This window comes from Bradyrhizobium sp. UFLA05-112, assembly GCF_053572325.1.
Window position 1 is genome coordinate 1 of the sequence record NZ_JBANBK010000039.1, and the last position, 20,320, is coordinate 20,320.

Annotated in this window: 14 protein-coding genes and 1 pseudogene; 9 read left to right on the forward strand and 6 right to left on the reverse strand. The window is 60.2% G+C overall.

The window, feature by feature from the left end; all coding sequences use genetic code 11:
• On the forward strand, positions 1-1,914 hold a 1,914-nt coding region (locus SO180_RS22345; protein ID WP_449380994.1), incomplete at its 5' end, for an ATP-binding protein.
• A gap of 959 nt (positions 1,915-2,873) precedes the next feature.
• Here the strand turns inward: SO180_RS22345 and SO180_RS22350 are convergent.
• Complete coding sequence (locus tag SO180_RS22350) at positions 2,874-3,902, reverse strand: AraC family transcriptional regulator (RefSeq protein WP_449380995.1); 1,029 nt, start codon at positions 3,900-3,902, stop codon at positions 2,874-2,876.
• A gap of 100 nt (positions 3,903-4,002) precedes the next feature.
• Here SO180_RS22350 and SO180_RS22355 point away from each other — a divergent pair, with 100 nt between their 5' ends.
• From SO180_RS22355 to SO180_RS22380, 6 genes are all read left to right on the forward strand, one after another.
• Positions 4,003-4,842 carry an SDR family NAD(P)-dependent oxidoreductase gene (locus tag SO180_RS22355; RefSeq protein WP_449380996.1) on the forward strand — a complete coding sequence of 280 codons (840 nt, stop codon included), beginning with the start codon at positions 4,003-4,005 and terminating at the stop codon, positions 4,840-4,842.
• 170 nt (positions 4,843-5,012) lie between these two features.
• Positions 5,013-6,326 (forward strand): MFS transporter, encoded by a 1,314-nt coding sequence (locus SO180_RS22360; RefSeq protein WP_449380997.1) that lies wholly within the window; start codon positions 5,013-5,015, stop codon positions 6,324-6,326.
• Positions 6,327-6,351: 25 nt separating this feature from the next.
• Positions 6,352-6,759 carry a carboxymuconolactone decarboxylase family protein gene (locus SO180_RS22365; protein ID WP_449380998.1) on the forward strand — a complete coding sequence of 136 codons (408 nt, stop codon included), beginning with the start codon at positions 6,352-6,354 and terminating at the stop codon, positions 6,757-6,759.
• A 17-nt stretch (positions 6,760-6,776) separates the two neighbouring features.
• Entirely contained in the window at positions 6,777-7,838 is a 1,062-nt protein-coding gene (locus SO180_RS22370; RefSeq protein WP_449380999.1) for a beta-keto acid cleavage family enzyme, read from the forward strand.
• 86 nt (positions 7,839-7,924) lie between these two features.
• Entirely contained in the window at positions 7,925-8,761 is an 837-nt protein-coding gene (locus SO180_RS22375; RefSeq protein ID WP_449381000.1) for a TauD/TfdA dioxygenase family protein, read from the forward strand.
• A gap of 300 nt (positions 8,762-9,061) precedes the next feature.
• Positions 9,062-10,012, forward strand: coding sequence for a YeiH family protein (locus SO180_RS22380; RefSeq protein ID WP_449381001.1), 951 nt, complete (start codon positions 9,062-9,064; stop codon positions 10,010-10,012).
• A gap of 134 nt (positions 10,013-10,146) precedes the next feature.
• Here the strand turns inward: SO180_RS22380 and SO180_RS22385 are convergent, their stop codons facing one another.
• The 3 genes and pseudogenes from SO180_RS22385 to SO180_RS22395 form a co-directional block, all read right to left on the reverse strand.
• Complete coding sequence (locus tag SO180_RS22385) at positions 10,147-11,301, reverse strand: OpgC domain-containing protein (RefSeq protein ID WP_449381002.1); 1,155 nt, start codon at positions 11,299-11,301, stop codon at positions 10,147-10,149.
• 20 nt (positions 11,302-11,321) lie between these two features.
• Positions 11,322-11,639, reverse strand: a pseudogene (locus tag SO180_RS22390) (patatin-like phospholipase family protein); the annotation flags it as partial.
• A 34-nt stretch (positions 11,640-11,673) separates the two neighbouring features.
• Positions 11,674-12,936, reverse strand: a complete 1,263-nt coding sequence (locus SO180_RS22395; protein WP_449381003.1) for a serine hydrolase domain-containing protein — start codon at positions 12,934-12,936, stop codon at positions 11,674-11,676.
• A 711-nt stretch (positions 12,937-13,647) separates the two neighbouring features.
• On the opposite strand from SO180_RS22395, the gene SO180_RS22400 reads away from it, so the two are divergent.
• The gene (locus tag SO180_RS22400; protein WP_449381004.1) at positions 13,648-14,778 is read left to right on the forward strand and encodes an efflux RND transporter periplasmic adaptor subunit; all 1,131 of its coding nucleotides are present in this window, start codon (positions 13,648-13,650) and stop codon (positions 14,776-14,778) included.
• Positions 14,779-14,793: 15 nt separating this feature from the next.
• Complete coding sequence (locus SO180_RS22405) at positions 14,794-17,889, forward strand: efflux RND transporter permease subunit (protein WP_449381005.1); 3,096 nt, start codon at positions 14,794-14,796, stop codon at positions 17,887-17,889.
• A 224-nt stretch (positions 17,890-18,113) separates the two neighbouring features.
• On the opposite strand, the gene SO180_RS22410 is transcribed toward SO180_RS22405, so the two are convergent.
• Positions 18,114-18,611 carry a phosphate-starvation-inducible PsiE family protein gene (locus tag SO180_RS22410; RefSeq protein ID WP_449381006.1) on the reverse strand — a complete coding sequence of 166 codons (498 nt, stop codon included), beginning with the start codon at positions 18,609-18,611 and terminating at the stop codon, positions 18,114-18,116.
• 259 nt (positions 18,612-18,870) lie between these two features.
• Positions 18,871-20,079 (reverse strand): Na+/H+ antiporter NhaA, encoded by a 1,209-nt coding sequence (gene nhaA, locus SO180_RS22415; RefSeq protein ID WP_449381007.1) that lies wholly within the window; start codon positions 20,077-20,079, stop codon positions 18,871-18,873.
• Positions 20,080-20,320 lie beyond the last annotated feature (241 nt).

Genomic DNA, 20,320 nt, shown 5'->3' on the forward strand with positions numbered 1-20,320 from the left:
TACGCGCATCTGAGCAACATCGCGCTCGGGCGCATCGGCCGAGACGACGGAGCATCGTTGATCTCGAAGGTTACGGGCGGCAAGGCGCTGCCAAGTGGGGTGTTGCAGCAGATCCTGGCCCGCACCGACGGCGTCCCGCTGTTCCTTGAGGAGCTGACCAAGGCCGTGGTCGAGAGTGGTGTGCTCACCGACGCCGGCGACCGCTACACGCTGGCGGGACCGTTGCCGGCGCTGGCGATCCCGACGTCGCTGAACGCCTCTCTTCTGGCCCGGCTCGATCGCCTCGCGCCAGTGCGCGAAGTGGCGCAGATCGGAGCGGCGCTTGGACGCCAGTTCTCACATGCGCTGATCAGCGCTCTCGCGCCCATGCCGCAGCCGAAACTGGACGACGCCTTGGCCCAGCTCGAGCACGCCGAATTGATTTTTCGGCGCGGGACTCCTCCCGATGCGGAATACACCTTCAAGCATGCACTGGTACAGGATGCGGCCTATGGCACCTTGCTGCACGCCCGACGGCAGCAGCTGCATGGCCGGATCGCTGCGACTTTGGAGCGGCAGTTTCCAGAAGTCGCGGAGACGCAGCCCGAGCGATTGGCGCAGCATTGCGCGGAGGCGGGCTTGGTCGAGAAGGCGGTCGGTTACTACCTCAAGGCGGGCAAGCAGGCCATTGCGCGGGCGACAATGATCGAAGCGGGGGCACAACTCCGAAAGGGCCTTGACGCTCTGGCTGGCCTTCCCGACGACGCTGTGCGCCAGGAGCTAGAGCTTGACCTGCAGATCGCGCTGGGACACGCGCTCGAGACGACCAAGGGCTTGGCCGCGCCGGAGACGGGTGAGGTCTATGCTCGTGCACGTGGCCTCTGTGAGCAACTAAATCGGCCTGCGCAATTGGGACAGGTTCTGTATGGCCAGTATTTGTTTCGCGTCGTCCGCGGCGAGCTCGACCAAGCGGAATGCCACGCCGAGGAGCTGCGTCGCCTGGGTGGGGTCGGAAACGACACGATGTGGGAATGTTTCGGCACGCAGATTAACGGAAGCATCTGCTTCTACCTTGCCAAGTTCACCGACGTCTGCCGTTTCATGGAGAGTGCATTCTCCTTGTGGGACCCGAAGTATCGAGCCTTCGCGCCGACCGCCGAGGATCCATACGTTGGAGCGATGAGCCATTTTTCGCGCGCGTTGACCTGCCTCGGTCATCTCGACCAGGCACGTTCGCGGCGGGACCAGAGCCTGGCCGACGCCGAACGGCTCTCGCCTTTCATGCGGGCTTTCGCATTACGCCAGGCCTGGTATGGCGATTGGGCCATCGAGGGGGCTCAATCAGCCCGGACCATCCTCGAGTCGGCGCAAGAGGTAGTGGCCATCTCGGATCAGCACGGCTTCCGCGACTCGCTGGCGATCGGGAACATCATGCGTGGTTGGTGTCTGGCGAGCTTGGGGCAAGCGGAGGTGGGCGTCCCGCTGCTCCTTGAAGGGCTGACAGTGTGCCGCGCAGGCGGGCGCAAATTGATGATTCCATTCTTTCTGTTGACGCTCGGGGAAGCTTACGGGCTGGCAGGCCAGCCGCAAGAAGGGCTAGATCGGCTTGCTGAGGTCGCCTGCCTGGTTGAGACGACTCATGAGCGCTGGGTTGAGGCCGAAATGCATCGGCTGCGCGGGACGCTACTGCTGTCCATGAACGAGCACGCTGCGGCAGAGGAGAGCTATCGCCACGCGATCGAAGTGGCGCAGCGACAGAGCGCCAAGTTCTGGGAGTTGCGTGCGGCGCTTGACCTTGCGCGGCTCTGGCGCGACCAAGGCAAAAGCACCGAGGCGCGCGATCTGCTCTCGCCGGTTCATGCCTGGTTCACGGAGGGTTTCGATACGAGGGACTTGAAGGAGGCCGGGGCCTTGCTCGTTGGCTTGGCGCACTGAGTTACAAAAGGTCCGGCCGTCAGCTGGCGCGCGCGAGTCGATGCAGCTAAGCAGCGCCGTCGCCGGATATTGTCCCGAAGCGCTTGCCGTCTGTTCACGCAGGTAACTGCGCTCTCTCCATTCGCCTCTATGGAAACACGAGTTTGGTCCTTCTTGCGCCCGACGAGCAGCCATCCAGTTCCAGGATCGGCCGCTTGGCGCCGCGCGAGGCTAGGGGACGTCCAATCGAGTCGTAAAATGTAAAATCCACGTCGTGAATCGTCAGACGAACGCTTTTGGAGTTGGGTACATCGGGATGGCGCAACGACAACTGTTAACGCAAACGCCGAGCGGTTAATGACGTTGCGTCTGCCCGGAGTGGACCAGAGCGAGCACAGTGACGCTCGAGACGGAGACGCGCTATCACCAGCGCTGCACAGTCATCTCATCGGACGACCGATGTGGCCTCGCTTTGCATCCGATTGTTTCGTTGATCCAGTCTGGCGCAGACCCAGTCTTCGCCCAAACGGCGCCGAGATGTCTCGCGCAGCGTTGTTCGGTTTGGTCGCCGCGTGGAGCGGAGTACTGAGCTGCTTGCTGTTCGCTTTAATCGTTGTGCGCCTGTTCGCTTAGGAGGAACGCGATGATCGTCTGCTCTTGCAACGTTTTTAGCGACGCGCATGTCAGGTGCGTTGCAAGTGCGGAGCAACGGCCACCTATGCGACGAATCTACGCCTCACTTGGCTGCGCCGCGAAATGCGGTCGCTGCGCCAAGATCATCAAGAGTATCCTTGATGAAATCAAACCGTGCGTGACCTTTGATGGTATCGCAGGAAGCGGCGCGACAAAGGGCTGACAGGCGCAAAGCGTGCCCGGCGGGTTTGTGCCCAAAATTACCTGCGCCCCTCCTAGCAACACAGAGCGTCGATTTGCTCAAGAGCAGGCCGTCGACCTCGGACTGTCGCGTAAGTCGTGCGTCTTTACAAATGATCGGCTTTGCCCAAAGACGGCCGCCGCAGATGACTGGCCCGCCATTGTGTGATGTTGCACCCAAAGCGTTCTTTAAACCAGCGCGCGAGCGCACTTTGCGCGGAGAAGCCGAGCAGCTCGGCGACTGCCGGTAGCGATCGATTTCGATCTTCGATGAGGCGAACCACCATTTCGGCCCGCTGGGCGTCGAGCATCTCGGAAAAACTCTTCCCATGTTCCGCGAGCCAGCGTTGCACTGTCCGAGCATCGCAGCCCAGATGCTGAGCAACCCTGTCCAGCGAACAACGGCCCGTGGGCAGGAGAGCAACGATCAATTCTTGTATCTTTCCGTCGATGGTCAAAGATCGTTCGGCAATAGAATCAACATAGCTCTGCGCGTACCGCGCCATCGACGCATCTGCCGCCGCCATCGGCCGATCGATATCGGTAGCCGGGCAGATGATCGCGTCGAACTCGGCACCGAAGGCGACATTGCAGTTGAAGAAGCGTCGGTACGTCTCGCGATGGCGCGGGGCGGGATGGGCGAAGTGAACATCGAGCGGTCGCCATCCGGACCCCAGGAAGGCGCTGAGGATGCGATAGGTCACGCCCACGAGCAGCTCGGCTGACTGACGCGCCGGCACGGGGCGTCCCAGCAACAGCAGCGGCGCGATGACAGCGAGATCGGCATGTCGTTCGATGCGCAGGCGAACCGATTCATTGTGAATGTGAATATAGCGTCCGAGAGCTTCCAGGGCCGCGCCGACAGTGGGTTGCTCGCGGGCTACCAGGGCAACCGGGCCTAAATTCGAAAGTCCGCCCCGCTCTGCCAGTCGCAGCCCGAAATCGTCGGTCCCTGACGCGGCCGCGGTCGCTTCCAGGAGGCGGCGTACGCTACCACTTGGGATCCTGATGTCGGGGTCAGCCAGGCCTCTCGCGGGCAATCCCACGCTTCGCAGCATCTTCGCGGGATCGATTCCGACGGACCGCGCGACGTCGGCGTAATGCGTCAGACAGGCGGCGCGGATCAGGTCGGCCATCGCAGATACTCGACAGAGTGTCGCGAAATGTAAAACCGCTGTCGCGTATCGTCAAACCAATCTTTTTGGCCAGACTAAGCTCCAACGACAATTCGGCATCGTGAAGCGGAGCAAAGCAATGGTTCTAAATGGCAAGATTGCTGTGGTCACGGGTGCAGCCGCCGGCCTCGGAAGAGCAATCGCGCTGGCCTATGCGCGAGCCGGCGCGCGGCTAGCCATCTGCGATATCAATGAGAAATCATTGGCGGAGACCGCCTGTGCGATCGAGGCGGCGGGAGCCGAATGTTTTAGTGTCCGCTGCGACGTCTCGTCAAGTGCGATGGTCGCGGCCATGTTCGAACGCGCCTGTTCGCGCTTTGGTACGGTGCATGTGCTGGTGAACAACGCGGCCATGGTACCGTCACGGCCGGAAGACACGGCCAGGCGCAACAGGCACTACGCCTACTTGACTACCCCGATGCCCCGACAATCGCTCGGTTTTACGAGTTCGATGACCGACGAGGAATGGTCTCGCTTCTGGGATGTCAACGTGAACGGCGTATTCTACTGCACGCGCGAAGCGCTGCGCCGCATGGAGCCGCAACGGGACGGTAAGATCATCAACGTCGCTTCGATTGCGGGCCTCTCCAGCTTCAGCGCCCACAGCCCGCACTATTCTGCCAGCAAAGGGGCAGTCGTAGCGTTCACGCGCTCAGTCGCAGCGGAAGTCGCGGGCGCGAATATCTTCGTCAATGCGATCGCTCCGGGTGGCGTTCACACCGAGACGTTTGACGCCTACCTGAACGCAATAGGGGAGGCGAAGCGCAAGCAATTCTTCCAACTCGTTCCGCTCGGTCGGCTCGGAACACCTGAGGAATATGCGTCGCTTGCGCTCTATCTCGGAGCAGACGGCCACTACCTGGTCGGACAGATCATCAGCCCCAATGGCGGGATGTTCTAGCACCTTGAGGCGGCCTGACAGCCGCGACACGCCAAATTGCAGGCGCGTCGTGAAATGTAAAATCAATGTCGGGAATCGTCAAACGTGTTTTCGGGCATCGGATATCGGGTGATCCAGAGAACGATAGCAACGACTGATCAGCGGAAGCGCGTCAAGAAGGGATCATCGCAATGCGCGTGCCGGAAGCTGCCCAAAGTGAGCACGGCTATCTGGTGCCAAAGCCGCAGGCCTGGTTCGCCTTTGCGCTCTCGTTCCTGCTAATGACCTTCGATTTCATCGACCGCCAGATCGTGGTGTCGATGTTTCCCTATCTGAAGGCAGAATGGTCGCTCACCGACGGCGAACTCGGTGCACTGATCTCGATTGTCTCCGTGACCATCGCAGTCGGCACATTGCCGCTTTCGCTCTTGGTCGACAATTGGAGCCGCGTGAAGGGTGTCGTCGTCATGGCGACGGTCTGGAGCCTTGCGACCATCGCCTGTGCCTTCGCCGGATCCTATCAGCGCCTACTCACCGCTCGCGCCTTCATTGGCGTCGGTGAAGCCGGCTACGGCCCGGCAGCTGGCGCCATCTTGTCGAGCGTGTTTCCCACGCGCATGCGTGCCACCATCATCGGCGGATTTCTGGCGGCAGCATCGTTCGGCTCTGTGCTTGGGGTCGTGCTCGGCGGGGTGATTGCTACGCATTGGGGCTGGAAGACCGCGTTCGGGATTGTCGGCATACCCGGTCTTCTGCTCGCAGTGCTGTACATGTTCGTGCGCGACTACAGGGCGCCCGAACTCGACGTGGCTTCGCCGGCCGGAATCTTGCGGGCACGTTGCATCGCCCGGGAGCTGTTTCGTGCGCGCTCCGGCATCGCGGCTTACTTTGCGGGCGCCCTTCAGCTCGTCACGGTGTCGACGATCCTTGCCTGGCTACCGAGCTTCTTCAATCGCGTCTACGGATTGCCCGCCGATCGCAGCGGTATCTCGGCGGCCGGCGTGATCATCTGCGCGACAATCGGCGCTGTGTTCTGGGCGGGTGTTGCCGATCGCTTGGCTCGGCGCGACGTGCGATTGCGGATGATAACGACGGCCGCGTGCTGCCTGGTAACGTTCGCCGTCTTTGCGTTTGCCTTTGGCGCGCTCAATCCTGGCTCGTTGCAGATCGGCGCGATCGTGTTCGGTGCCTTCGTGATGAGCGCGACCACCGGCCCCGTTCCTGCAGTTGCTATCGATGTCGTGCATCCCGCTTTGAGAGCGACCGCAGGCTCGATGGTCGCCGTCGTGCAGAACTTGTTCGGTCTCGGAGTTGGCCCACTCGTCAGCGGCTGGCTCTCGGATGCATTCGGACTGCAGACGGCCATGGCGATCATACCGATTTCGTGCGGCTTCGCCGCGGTGCTGCTCGTGGTCGGATCTCGCTCATATGCGGCCGACCGCGCGGCGGTGGCGAATCTCGAGATTCATGCCGACATCGCCGGCGCCGTGCCAGCAACAGCCTGACCAAACCCTGGAGAGAGAGAGAAAAATGCACGATCGCAAGACACCATCGCGAACCCCTGTCACCGATCATCTGCGCGCCACCGGCGCGTGGAATCCGGCATGGGATAGTTTCGCCGAGCTCGACCCGGTCTGGACCGAGAAATTCACGGAAGCGGGGGCGGCGCCATTTGCACGCGGCGTCCTCGACCAGAAGACGTGGGAGCTGATTGCGATCGCAGTCGATGCGTCCTGCACGCACATGTATGCGCCCGGTATCCGCCGTCACATCCGCGCGGCGCTCGAACTCGGCGTCACAAAGGAGGAGATCCTCGCCGTCCTTCAGGCGGTGAGTGCCCTCGGCATCCATTCAATGAGTCTCGGCGCGCCGATCCTCGTCGAGGAACTCGCCGCCCGGAAGGCCCAACAGGGCAACACGCAAGCAAGCAACATCTAACCAACGGAGAACTGATCATGCACTTTCTTGACGATTCGCTACTGCCGGAGAACCAGCAGAAACTTGTGATCCAGGTCGCACCCTATGGGCCGCAATGGCTTCCGGGCGATTTTCCCGAAGACATTCCCGTTTCCTTTGCCGAGCAGGTTCAGAAGGCAGTCGACTGCTACAATGCCGGCGCAACGTTGCTGCATGTGCATTGCCGCGAGGCAGATGGCAAGGGCTCTAAGCGGCTGAGTGTGTTCAACGAGATGCTGGATCGCCTGCGCACGGCCGTGCCGAAGATGGTGCTGCAGGTCGGCGGCTCGATCTCATTCGCGCCGGAAGGCGAAGGCTCGGAAGCGAAATGGCTGAGCGACGACACCCGCCACATGCTGGCCGAGCTAAAGCCCAAGCCAGATCAAGTGACCATCGCGATCAATTCGTCGACGATGAATGTCGTCGAGCTGATGATGGACGGGGACATCGATGGCACTTCCCTGACAAACCCCGCGCTCTACATGGCCTATCGTGACATGTATCTCGAAGCGGGACCAAAATTCTATTTCGAGCACCTGAAACGTCTGGCTGCCGCGGGGATCCAGCCGCAATTCATGCTTGGGCACATTGCACAGCTCGAAACCGTCGAACGGCTGATCCGCCGAGGCTTCTACAAGGGCCCGCTGAACCTGAACTACGTCGCCATTGGCGGCGGCGCCTCAGGCACGCATCCAGCGGATCTTTTGGAATTCATCCGCAGGACGCCCGATGGGGCGGTGCTGACGATCGAATCGATCATGCGCTCGGTCATCCCGCTGAACACGGTTGCGATCGCTCTGGGACTGCACGTTCGCGTCGGCATCGAGGACAACATCTGGCGGCGCAAGGGCGAGCGCATGACGTCCGTGCAGCAGATCGAACAGATGGTGCGCATCTCCCGCGAGATCGGCCGTGATGTCGCGACTGGGCAGGAGGCGCGCGACATCTACCAGATCGGGGTGCAGTACAACTCGACCGAGGAAACGCTCGCGAAGCTCGGCATGGTGCCGAACCGCGAGCCTGGCCAGCGCGGCTTCCCGGTGCGGGCAATCGCCGCCTGACGCCCTCCTACGCAGACCCTCGCCGGCAAGACCGGCGGGGGTCTTCTCCAGGAAGCCCGGAACGAACAAATAGGTAAGAAACGGTCATGGCCTTTGAGACCATTGAGGTGCGCAAAACCACTCGCACGATCGGCGCCGAGATTTTCGGCGTCGATCTCTCCCGACAATTGAGCAATCGTCAATTTGACGAGGTCCAGCAGGCGTTGATAGAAAATCTCGTCATCTTCTTTCGTGACCAGAAACTAACGGTGGATCAGCACAAGGCATTCGGGGCCCGGTTCGGTAAGCTCCACGTCCATCCGAACGCTCCAAAGGGCCTGTCCGATCACCCAGAGATCCTTGTCATCAAGGCCGACGAGAACAGCAAGCGTGTCGCCGGCGAAGCCTGGCATTCCGACGTCTCCTGCGACGAAGAGCCGCCGATGGGCTCAATCCTTTATATCCACGAAGTCCCGCCGGACGGCGGCGGAGACACTATGTTCGCCAACATGTATCAGGCATACGAAAGCCTGTCGGAACCTCTGCGCAAGATGATCGACGGCATGACGGCGATCCACGACTCCTGGAAAGCGCATTCCGGCCGCAAGCCAGGCGAGGGGAGCGACATGCAGTTTCCGCGCTTTGAGCATCCGGTCGTACGCGTTCATCCGACGACCCGTCGAAAACTGCTATTCGTGAATCGCGGGTTCACGACGCGGATCGTGCAATTGAACCAGACGGAAAGTGACGCACTGCTCGCCTTCCTGTTTCAGCACATCGAAACGCCGAAGCTTTCGTGTCGGTTCAAGTGGCAGAAGGATTCGATCGCGTTCTGGGACAATCGCTGCGCCCAGCATCAGGCGATCTTCGATTACTGGCCGCACAGGCGTTACGGCCACCGCGTGACGATCTGCGGCGACAAGCCGTTTGGCATGACTGCATAAAACGTAGCCGGCGGATGAGCGTGATCCACCCAAGCATAAAAATGGGCGCGACTTCAACCGCACCACGAGCACTGCGCCAGGTTTCGGCTGGCTCTTGTCCACTATGGACGTTGTGCCCGACCCGGGCCTGCGTGCGCCCAAGTACAGCCGATAACGGACGAACCGAGGATTCCCTCAAACCACGAGCAAGCAATGCTAACGTCAGACGTGTGTAAGGAAATCGACGCGTCTGTCGCTCGGCACCGCCTAACCGCAGCTGCGACGGACTTGCGGGCGTCTACAGGCGCGATATTTCCCGGCATGCTTGCAAGCGGGACGATTGCCCTGGCAGCGACATGGCTGGCACAGCACTACAACGCGCCGGTGATGCTCTGCGCGTTGCTGCTTGGCATGGCCTTCCATTTCTTGCACGAGGAGGGGAGGTGCATCGCCGGCATCGAGTTCAGCTCGAAATCCCTGTTACGCATCGGCGTTGGGCTGCTCGGCGCCCGCATCACCGTCGCACAGATCGCCGATCTCGGCATCGGATCGATGCTGATCGTTGCAATTGGTGTAATTTCCACCATCGCCTTTGGCGTTGCGGTCGCGCGGCTTCTGGGGTTGAGGCCGATGTTCGGGCTGCTCAGCGGCGGGTCGGTCGCGATCTGCGGTGCATCGGCGGCGCTTGCGGTGGGATTGACTTTGCCGGAGCACGAGGACAATGAGCGCGACACGATCCTGACCGTAATCGTCGTCACCGCGCTCTCAACCGTTGCGATGATCCTCTATCCGGTGCTGGTGGAGACGATCGGCCTCGATGAGGGACAAGCCGGTATCTTCCTGGGCGGCACGATCCACGATGTCGCGCAAGTCGTCGGCGCCGGATACACGATTTCACCCGCCGCAGGCGATGTTGCAACCTATGTGAAGCTGCTGCGGGTTGCGATGCTCCTGCCCATCGTGATTGCTCTTCCGCTTCTGTTCCGAGGCGGGGCCACCCGGGCTTCGAGCAGGAAGACCGCCTTCCCGTTTTTCCTGGTCGGGTTCGCCTCACTCGTCGTGCTTCGCAGTGGCGGCCTCGTTCCCGGCGCCGTCGTCGACCTCGCAAACGATGTCTCGCGATGGTGTCTCGTTGCCGCGATCGCGGCCCTCGGCATGAAAACGTCATTCAAGCAGGTGTTCGCGGCCGGATGGCGACCGGTCTGTCTGATGTGTGCGGAGACGGCTTGGATCGCTGGACTGGTTTTCCTGTCGGTCAAGTTCGTCCTGTAGCACAATCAATCTCTTTCAATGCGACTACAAGCGGCACAACGGAAGAGAAGCTCCGTAAAGGGCCAACACGGCCAAGGCAAATAAGTGTATCGCATCCTCCCCCGAAGTACGACTCGCTCTCAAGCTGTCAGCATTCAGACAGTGTCGGCGGCTGACGCGATGGGCAGCTTTGGAAGCTTGTCCTGCTTCTTTGACCAGGAGATGTAATAGGCCACCCCCGTCATGATCGCGATGCCGATCGCGCTCACAAGGATCTGGGCCAGCAGTGATCCCGCGCTCAGCAGGAGCGCAATATAACCGATGAAGGAAAGGAACGTCCCGACGCAAAATACCGCAAGGGACTGCTGGCCGCATTTGATCACCGGCACGAAGACCTTCCATTGCAGGCCGGGCCAGTCCTTCGGCATGAACCTGGTGGTGAGAAAGGCGATCGCAACAAAATGCAAGAAGCGGTGCGGTGGAAGATTGGTCTTATCATTCGGGAAGGCGTCAAACAGCCACACGGGCAGCAGGTTTCCGAAGTCTGGGAAGCGCCTGCCCATTGTGATCGCGAGCGCAAACAGCAAATAGAAAATGGCGAGATAAAGCATGATCGGGGACTGGAAGATCGCGGCTCGCTTTCCCCTGAACCCGCCGAGCGCGCACCAGGCGCCGAACACGAACAGAAGCTGCCAGGCAAATGGATTGAAGTACCAGACGCCGGCGGGATAGGACGGCAAATTCCAGCCAAGCCACCGGGCGACAAGGTACAACAGCAGTGAGCCAATCATGGTCCAGTCCGGCCTGCGCAGCATCAGCCACAATACCGGCGGCAGCAGCGCCATCAGCACGATGTAGAGGGGCAGGACGTCGAGGTTGACCGGTTTGAGTTTGAGCACCAGCCCCTGTGTTAGCGTCTCGATCGGATTGCTGACGAGACCCGCGATATTGAAATCATGAATGATGTCGGAATTGTTGAATCGCTGGGCGACAAAGGCAATCGCGGCGATATACATCACGAACAGCACGATGTGGGCGACGTAAAGCTGCCAGACACGCTTGAACAGCCGCGTTGCACTGATGACAAAGCCGCGATCCAGCATCATCTTCGCGTAGACGAACGCCGCAGTATAGCCGGATATGAAGACAAACACGTCGGCTGCGTCGCTAAAACCGTAATTTCGCGTCGTGATCCAGTTCACGACATTGTTTGGCATGTGATTCAGGAAGATCGCCCAGTTGGCGATCCCGCGCAACAAATCAAGCCGAAGGTCGCGGCCGCCGCCCGGCAGGATTGCCCGAATCTCCATCGAGGCTACTCCGCGGTTGGCTTGAACATTGTCGGAAGACAGGCCGAAGCAACCAGAACGTCAGCCGTGATCTCCGGATTGCGAAAGATGCGTTCGCGACCGGTGCGCACCTTTATTGCCGTGACGAACGGGTTGATTGGCGGACGGGAAGGCCGTTCAAATTTGACGGTCTCGGCAAGAAAGTTTCGCAGCGGAGTCGCGCGCGCGGAGGTGCTGGATATCGCCGCGATCCGAGGGCGCTTCTCCTCAAGACGGCGATCCGGGGCGCTCCATGTGAACGGCCCATGGGCACCGCCGCCTTGAAGGGCAAGATCGACGAGCCCATGATCCCGCACCATCGTTTCCCCCTCAAGACCCTCGCATTTTGGGAATTCAGTCCACGATCGATGCCAGAACAAGGTTTTTCACCAGCGCGCGAAAATATGCGCGAAGTTCGCTTGGCGTCGCCGCCATGAAGACGACCGCAAGATCTTCCTGCGGGTCGACCCAGAAGTAGGTGCCGAACGCACCTCCCCAACCAAAATCACCCGTAGACCCGGCTAGTGACGCTCGGCCGGTTTGGGTCCGAATGGTAAAACCGAGACCGAAACTGTAGCCCTGGGCGAGTACCGTCGAGGTAGTGCTGGCTCGGACGTCGGGGCGGAGTTGATCGCTGGTCATCAGCTCCAGGGTCTTGCGCGACAGAATGCGTTGCCCATCAAGCGTGCCCTTGTTTGCCAGCATCTGGGCAAAGCGCAGATAGTCTATCGCCGTTGATACGGCACAGCCTCCACCACATTCGAATTTCAGTGGCTTGCCCAGCGCGTGCAAAACACTCTGTGGCTGGTTGGTCAGGGGATCGGTGGGAAACGCCAATGCGTAGCGCGCTTTTTTTGCGTCGGGGATACTGAAACTGGTGTCGACCATGCCAAGCGGATCCCAGACACGTTCCTGCAGGAAGGCGCCGAGCGTTTTCCCCGAGACGGCCTCGACGATCAGACCAAGCAGGTCAACGGACAGGCCATACTCCCAGACGGTGCCGGGTTGATGATGCAGTGGCGCCTTGCTGAGCAAGGCGATGAGCTCGGGGCCAGTGTATGTGAGAGCAGCGAAGGAGGATGAGACCGGCCTCATTTCGTCTGCCTCGGTAGTCGATCCGCCATAGACAAAGCCCGACGTATGGCGCAGCAGGTCCAGGATAGTGGGCTGCCGCCGTGCGGGTTCGGTTTCGATCGTGCTCTTGCCGGCACCGTCGATCTTGATCGCAGCCACTTGCATGTTGGCAAGTGGCGGCAGGTATTTGCCGACCGGATCGGAAAGAAATAGCTTGCCTTCGTCAAGCAACATCATGATGGCAACCGCGACCATCGGCTTGGTCATCGAAGCGATCGAGAAGATGGCGTTCCGAGGCAGCGGCTCCCTGGCTCCGGGGTCACGGAAGCCAAGAGCTTCGAAATATGCGAGCTGGCCCTTGCGGGCGACGGCAATGACCGCGCCTGGGAGATGGCCTTGCTCGACCTCGGTTTTCAATATTGCGGTAAGATGCTGTAGCCTCTCGGACGAGAGTCCGACTTTCTCCGGTATACTGGCTGGAAGAGGGGCCCCGTGCAGGGGCCCTGAAAGCACTGTGACCAATGCAATTGAGAGCACGCTCATGCCCGTGTTCGCTGCGATACTCCGCGGTTTCATCCCCATGTTTCACTTTTGCGAGCCTGACTGATTTCACGAGTTTGGCCTGGCAATGAGCGTAAATCTCCACGGCAGTTGCCAGGTCAAAAGCCTGCCGTTCCGACCGCGAAACCAGTTAGCGAGAGTTTTGCGATTAGCTCGCCTGATACCTCGCTATCGAAGGAGTTCAGCAAACACCCAAGCCAGTTATGCTCGCTGCATCCTGAGACGTTTCCTGGGGGTTGTCCAGCAGCGCTTGGTGGAGGCATCCGCCCCGGTGTTCCCGTTAGCGGCGCTGAGTCCGCTGGCAGGCATCGCCCCCATTTGCTGCGCCGCATCCTGTCAGTGTCCGTGGTATCGTGGCTTTGCTTACGCACTGGGTTGGGTCGATAGATGGGCGTTTTGAAAAGCCTGGGGCAAGTGTCCAAATGACAAACGACGCGGCTGTCTCAACTGTACTCGTAAGCTCTTTCGTCGATACCGCTGAAAAAATTGAGCATTCCAAGGTCAGGCTTCCCAAGCGGGGACCAAAGGAGATGATGACGATCAAGTGTCTCTGAAGGAGACAACAGCTTCAGTTGAAAACTCTTGAGACGCGACCGTTGAAGCAGTCAGATCATGACGCTCAATTTGGGCAGTTCTCCTAAATCGCGAGCAATTGTCGGTCCAATAATTTAGGGTTAGCCGAGGGAGATAGCGATGCTCGTCATCACCGGCGCGGTTCTTGGCCCACGGCGCCTCGTTTGGTCGCTTCTCGCTACAATACTTCCTATTTTGATCGTCGGCTGTGGCAAAAGGCCCGCTGAACAGGCCACCCAACCGCCGCGTCCCGTGATTGCCCTGCGCGTGGTCAATGCCGACGTGTTCGCCGGGCGAGCCTTCCCCGGTCAGGCAAGGTCCGCTAACGAGGCCGCGCTTTCGTTTCGTGTAGGCGGCCGTATTCTGGAGCGCCGCGTCAAGGTCGGCGACGAGGTCAAGGAAGGTGACACTGTAGCAACGATCGATCCCGCGCCCTACCAGGCGGAAGTGGATACTGTGACCGCCAATCTGGAGCGGGCGCGGGCCGCTCATCGAAATGCCGCGGGCCAATTGGAGCGCGATCGCCAACTCTTTGCGAAAGACATCGTTGCCAAGGCCCGCCTGGAAAGCAGCGAATCTGCCGCGGATCAGGCTCTAGCGGAGGTGCAATCCCTTGAGGCCGCGCTAGGACGAAGAAAGCTCGACCTGGAATATACGGTTTTGCGCGCTCCGTTTAGCGGCGTTGTAAGCGCTGTCTTTGCCGAGGTCTTTGAGGAGGTCAAGGCACAGCAGTCCGTCATGCGCGTAATCGATCCGCAAAAGATCGAAATGATCGTCAACGTGCCGGAATCGATGATCTCGCTGGTCCCCTACGCCGTAGATGTCAAAGCCTCGTTCGACGCATTCCCTGGAGTTGAGATCCCGGCCGAAGTCTCGGAAGTCGGACGGGAGCCGTCGCAGACGACACGAACCTACGCCGTCAAGGTTCTGCTGGCGCCGCCTGCCGGGCTGACCATCGTTCCGGGCATGGCCGGCCGAGTACGGGCTCGGCCTGGGCAGCAGATCGCGGATCAACTGAAGGGAGTGGTCGTCCCGCTGGCGGCGGTTTTTTCGGTCGATGACACCGTGGGCAGCTTCGTCTGGACAGTGAACGAAAAAGCCAACACCGTTTCGCGTCGGCAGGTTGAGCTGGGCGAGCCTGTCGTCGGTGGCATCACTATCAAAAAGGGATTATCGCCCGGCGATCTCGTCGTGCGGGCCGGGGTTCACAGCCTCAAGGAAGGCCAAGCCGTCCAAATTCAGGAACGCTGAGCGAAGATCTTCCCCATGAATATGGCCAAGCTCGCACTCGAAAATCGAACGGCTACCGTTTTTACGGTAGTGCTTCTCGTCCTGGCGGGCGTCGGGGCTTTTCTCAAGCTCGGGCAACTGGAGGACCCGGCATTCACCATCAAGGTCGCCGTCGTCTCCACGCTTTATCCTGGCGCAACGCCGGCCGAAGTCGAGCGGGACGTGACCGACCGGATCGAAGCCAAACTCCAGGAGCTAAAGCAGGTTGAGCACCTGGAGTCGTTCTCACGGCAAGGCCTGTCGGTCGTCAAAGTATTCATCAAGCCTTCCTATTCGTCGGCCGAGGTCCCGCAGGTCTGGGACGAACTACGCCGCAAGGTCGGCGACGTCGCGCCACAACTTCCAAAGGGAGCGGGTCCATCGGCCGTCGGCGACGATTTCGGCGATGTCTATGGATTGCTGCTCGCCATAACCGGCGACGGCTTCAGCTACGCCGAACTCAAGGGCTATGTCGACAACCTCAAGAAGGAGCTGAGCCTGGTCCCCGGTGCGGCGCGGGTCGAACTGTGGGGCGTGCAGGATCGGCGCATCTATCTGGATTCGACGCTTGCCCAGCTCTCACATTTGGGTATCTCGGAAACCACCCTGCAAAGGACCCTTGCGCAGCAGAACACGGTTGCGTCTGCCGGAACGATTACGTTGGGCCGCCAACGCGTCGCGGTTACCCCATCCGGCCAGTTTCCATCGCCGGAGTCGATCGCTGATCTGTTAGTCCAGGCTTCACCTGCTGAAAGCGCTGCAAATACGGGCCAGCGCCAGCAAACCGACGACCTTATCCGAATTAGGGACATTGGGGACGTCCATGTCGGGTACCGTGAACCGGCCCTGACCATGATGCGCTATGACGGCCAACCGGCGATTGCAGTCGCGATCACCAATCAGCCAGGTGTGAACGTCGTCGACATGGGTAAGGCGGTGGATGCAAGGCTGACCGAGCTGATTGCCGATCTGCCGGTTGGGGTCGAGGTCCACCGGGTTCACTGGCAATCCGCGCTGGTCCAGGCTTCGGTGCGCGATTTCTTCGTCGCGCTGACGCAGGCGGTTCTCATCGTCCTGGCGGTACTCTGGCTTGCCATGGGCTGGCGCATGGGCCTCATCATCGGGTCCAGCATCATTCTCACGATCCTCGGCACCTTCGTGGTGATGGCGATCGCTGGAATTGACCTGCAGCGCATGTCGCTGGGAGCCCTTGTCATTGCGCTCGGCATGATGGTCGACAACTCCATCGTCGTCGCTGAGGGGGCATTGGTCCGGATGCAGCAGGGCATGGAGCGCGAGCAAGCCGCGATCGAGGCTGCGACCCAGCCGGCCTGGGCGCTCCTTGGGGCAACCATCGTCGCGGTGCTGGCGTTCTATCCGATCGCGGCCTCGAAGGAGAACGCAGGCGAATACTGCTCCTCGCTGTTCTCGGTTGTCGGAATTTCATTGCTTTTGAGCTGGCTTCTGTCGGTCACGGTCACGCCGCTTCAATGCGTCCAGATGCTTCGTATCAGAAACGGCGAAGCAAGCGGCGATCCCTATGGAGGCCGTCTGTTCAGGGCCTTCCGCGCCGTACTCGAATGGGCCATCCGCCGCCGGGAGCTCACCCTGGCGACGGCGGCGGGAATTCTCGTCCTCGCGCTCGCGGGTTTCGGCCAGGTGACCAAGCTGTTCTTTCCGGACTCCTCGATGCCAAAGTTCCTGATCGATTACCGGTTGCCGGAAGGTGCGAACATCGCCGCGGTCAGCAAAGACCTCGAAGGGATCGAGCGTAAGTTGCTGAGCGACAAACGGATCGAGGGTGTCGCAAGCTTCATCGGGGCCGGCCCGCCACGCTTCTATCTGCCAGTCGACCCCGAACCGAACGCTTCGAACTACGCGCAGTTGGTGGTGAATATGAGGGACTATCGTGACATCGCGTCCGTGATGGCTTCCACCGAGAATTGGCTCAGAGAAACCTACCCAGAGGCCACATCCCTGTTTCGGCCGTTTGCACTCGGCCCCGGGGTAACCTGGAAGTTTGAGGTGCGGATTTCCGGCCCCGCGCTGGCGACCGCCGATACCCTGCGATCGCTTGCCGCACGGGGCGCTGCCATCCTTCAAAACGAGCCGCAAACCGATGCGTTTCAGACGAACTGGCAGCAGCGCGTGCTGAAGTTCGAGCCTGAGTTTAATGACGCCAGAGCCCGATGGGCCGGAGTTAGCCGTGAAGACGTCGTACGAAGCATCAGTCAGTCCCTCGACGGCCGGATCATCGGGGTCTTCAATCAGCAGGACGAGGCCTTGCCGATCGTGCTGCGGGTCAAGCCGGAGGAGGGGATCGGGGGCGACGTGACGGCTCTTCGAGGAGTGCAGATTCGCCAGGAGAATACCGCGCAATCCATTCCAATCGATCAGGTCGTTGATCGCTTCGGGGTGACCTGGGAAGACCCGGTCATTTGGCGCCGCGACCGCAAGCGAACCATCACGCTGCAGGCCAATCCCGTCCGCGGGGTCACCCTTCCGACCTACATGAAAGCGGTCGAGCCGAAATTTGACGAACTCGCCAAGGACTTGCCGCGCGGCTACAAAATGGAATGGGGCGGCGAATACGAGAACTCGACAAAATCGCAGAAATCGCTGGTGCCAGGCATCGTCCCGGCGCTGGCGATCATGCTGTTAATTATCGTCTACCTGTTCAACGCCGTACAACCCGCGTTGATCATTGCTCTGACGGTTCCGTTCGCCATTGTCGGAATGACGGCCGGCCTATTGACGACCGGTACGCCATTCGGGTTCGTCGCGCTGCTTGGCGCCATGAGTTTGGCGGGAATGATGATCAAGAACGCCATCGTGCTGCTTGATGAAGTGAACGTGAACCTCGCGATAGGGAAATCGCAATACGATGCGGTCGTGCTGGCCGCACTGTCGCGATTACGTCCGGTTTTTCTCGCAGCGGCAACAACAGTGCTTGGTGTCATCCCGCTGCTGACCGATGTTTTCTGGGTTGGCCTTGCCGTGACCGTGATGGCGGGGCTTGCCGTCGGGACCGCTATTACGATGCTCGCGGTACCGGTTCTGTACGCAACCTTCTATCGGGTGCCTGCGGGCTGAACAGCCTGGCGGGCGGAGGTCTCGCTAGGGACGAGGATTCTACCAGTCGAGAAGCTCGATTTGATCGAAGGCCTGGCGCGGTGTGCCCCCACCAAGATGCGCGGATCGGGCAATGGACGATGCACCTACGCCCTAATCGGGGTTGGTTCCTCCAGACGAGTAATACACGGCGAACACGATAAATCCCTTCGCTGCCTACCAAGGCCGCCATTTCTCCGGTGGTTTCACCTTGGTTGTTCCGGAGCGGCATCCGACGACTCTCTCGGCGCGGCATTCGCACGTCGCCGATTCCCACCGGCTATGAGCCAATAGAGCCCTCCCAGCGCCAGCAGCAGCCCACCGAAACCGAGCAACGTCTGGAAGTCCAGTGCTACGAAATCCTGCAGCATGAGTTTGCGCGCGACGACGAGAATGGCGATGAGAACGACAGCTCGTGTTTGAATGGCGCCAGATCCTTCGGTCAAGGCCACGAAGATCGAATGATTGAATTCGAGCAGGATGACGACCGTGAGCACCAAGCCGAAGGTATCCTGCAAGGCGGCCTTCTCCAGGAATGATCCACCGAGCAAAAAGTCGGCTGCCAGTCTGATGGCGGATAGAATGATCGCGTATACGATGATCGTCCCGACCAGGAACATGACGCACCGGAGCGCGACAAGTTCGAATTGCCCATAGGTGGGCAATTTTCGCCATGCCTCTTTGGAAAAAGATTCATGGGCCATCGTCATCCTCCGCCGCATTATCTCGCATGATTGTGCCACGGGGATTTGGCCTGCACCATCTCTCGTCTAAGAAGCGAGTTCCCGCCTTACTCACGGCGAGATCATCGCTCGATAAGAAATCTTGCTGTCGGACCGCCCAACAAGCTCGCCACGATCAGCCCCAGGGTCGCTACCGCGGCGCCGGTCGCGAGCCAGGCCGAACAATGAGACGCCCAGCAGTCTGATCACGTTCTGCAGCGAAAGATCGTGTTGAGAATGTCTAGGTCGCACTGTTGCCGCTGGCCGGCTTCAACTCACTTGCCGGTGCCGTAGCTGATAGCAGCAAAGCCGCGATTATTCCAGACAGGAGAGAAGCCGCGAGGACACCCAGCCGAAGCTGAGCCAGGACGCTCTCGTCGTCGTAAGCCAGCGTTCCGATGAACAGGCTCATCGTAAATCCGATGCCGGTCAAGACGGCGATCCCATACAGCTTGAGCGTGGTCGCACCCTCCGGCAGCGCAGCAACACCCAATTTTATCGCAAGTAGCGACAGGCCAAAGACACCAAGCTGCTTGCCAATGAAGAGGCCGGCGATGATACCGAGCGGGATGGGCGCGGCGACGTTCGAAAACGTCAGGCCCGCCAACGGAACTCCCGCATTGGCGAATGCAAAAATAGGGACGATGGCAAAACTTACCCACGGCTTGAGCGCGTGCTCGGTATCCTCAAGCAGGCTATGTCCATCATACTTGGTAAGGGGCATCGCGAAGCCAACGGCGACGCCGGCCAATGTGGCATGGACACCAGATTTCAGAACGCATACCCAGGTGAATACGCCGACGACCACATAGAGCGCCGGCTTGCGCACGTCGAAAAAGTTCAGGGCCGCCAGAGCCGCTATGCCTATGCCGCCCAGTGCCAGGGCCGTTACCGACAGGTCTGCAGTGTAAAAAATCGCAATGACAATGATGGCCATCAGGTCATCGATGATCGCGAGGGCGAGCAGGAACGTTTTCAGTGAGGTAGGAATTGCGCGTCCCAGCATCGCGCAAATACCCAACGCAAAGGCGATGTCAGTCGCGACTGGAACGGCCCAGCCGCGCAACGCCTGCGAATCTCCCCAATTTAAGGCGGTATAGATGGCGGCCGGGACGACGAAGCCGCCCAACGCGGCAATGACCGGCAAAGCCGCCTTCTTTACACTTGCTAGTTCTCCCTCGATCGCCGCGCGCTTTATTTCGAGCGCCACCAGCAGAAAGAAGATCGCCATCAAACCGTCATTGATCCAGTGCTCGAGGCTCTTGCTGAGACCAATCGACCCTATCCTTATTTCGCCTTTGGCCGCGAGGAGGGCGCTGTATTGCGGTCCCAGCGGGGAGTTCGCAACGATGAGTGCAGCAATCGTGGCGATGCAAAGGACAATGCCGCCATACAGGTCGACGTCGGCATCGCTGTGGGACGGTATCGGTGAGGAACTATTGCCTGCCATTTGCCGCCCCTTCGGCGAGCAACGTCCGATCCAGTGATTGTTGTATCCTAGACGGGTTCCCGGATATTTGAAACGTGTTTTAGGGGAACTGGCTTTCAAAGCGCTGCGGAGGGTGCGGCTTTCCGATCGTGCTTCGAAGCGGGCGTGCGAGTGCACTGCGCAATGACGATCGGCGGTGACCTCCGACTTCTCCACTCGTCGCGGGGCGGCCGCAGGCTCGATCGATGGCGATGCAGCGCGC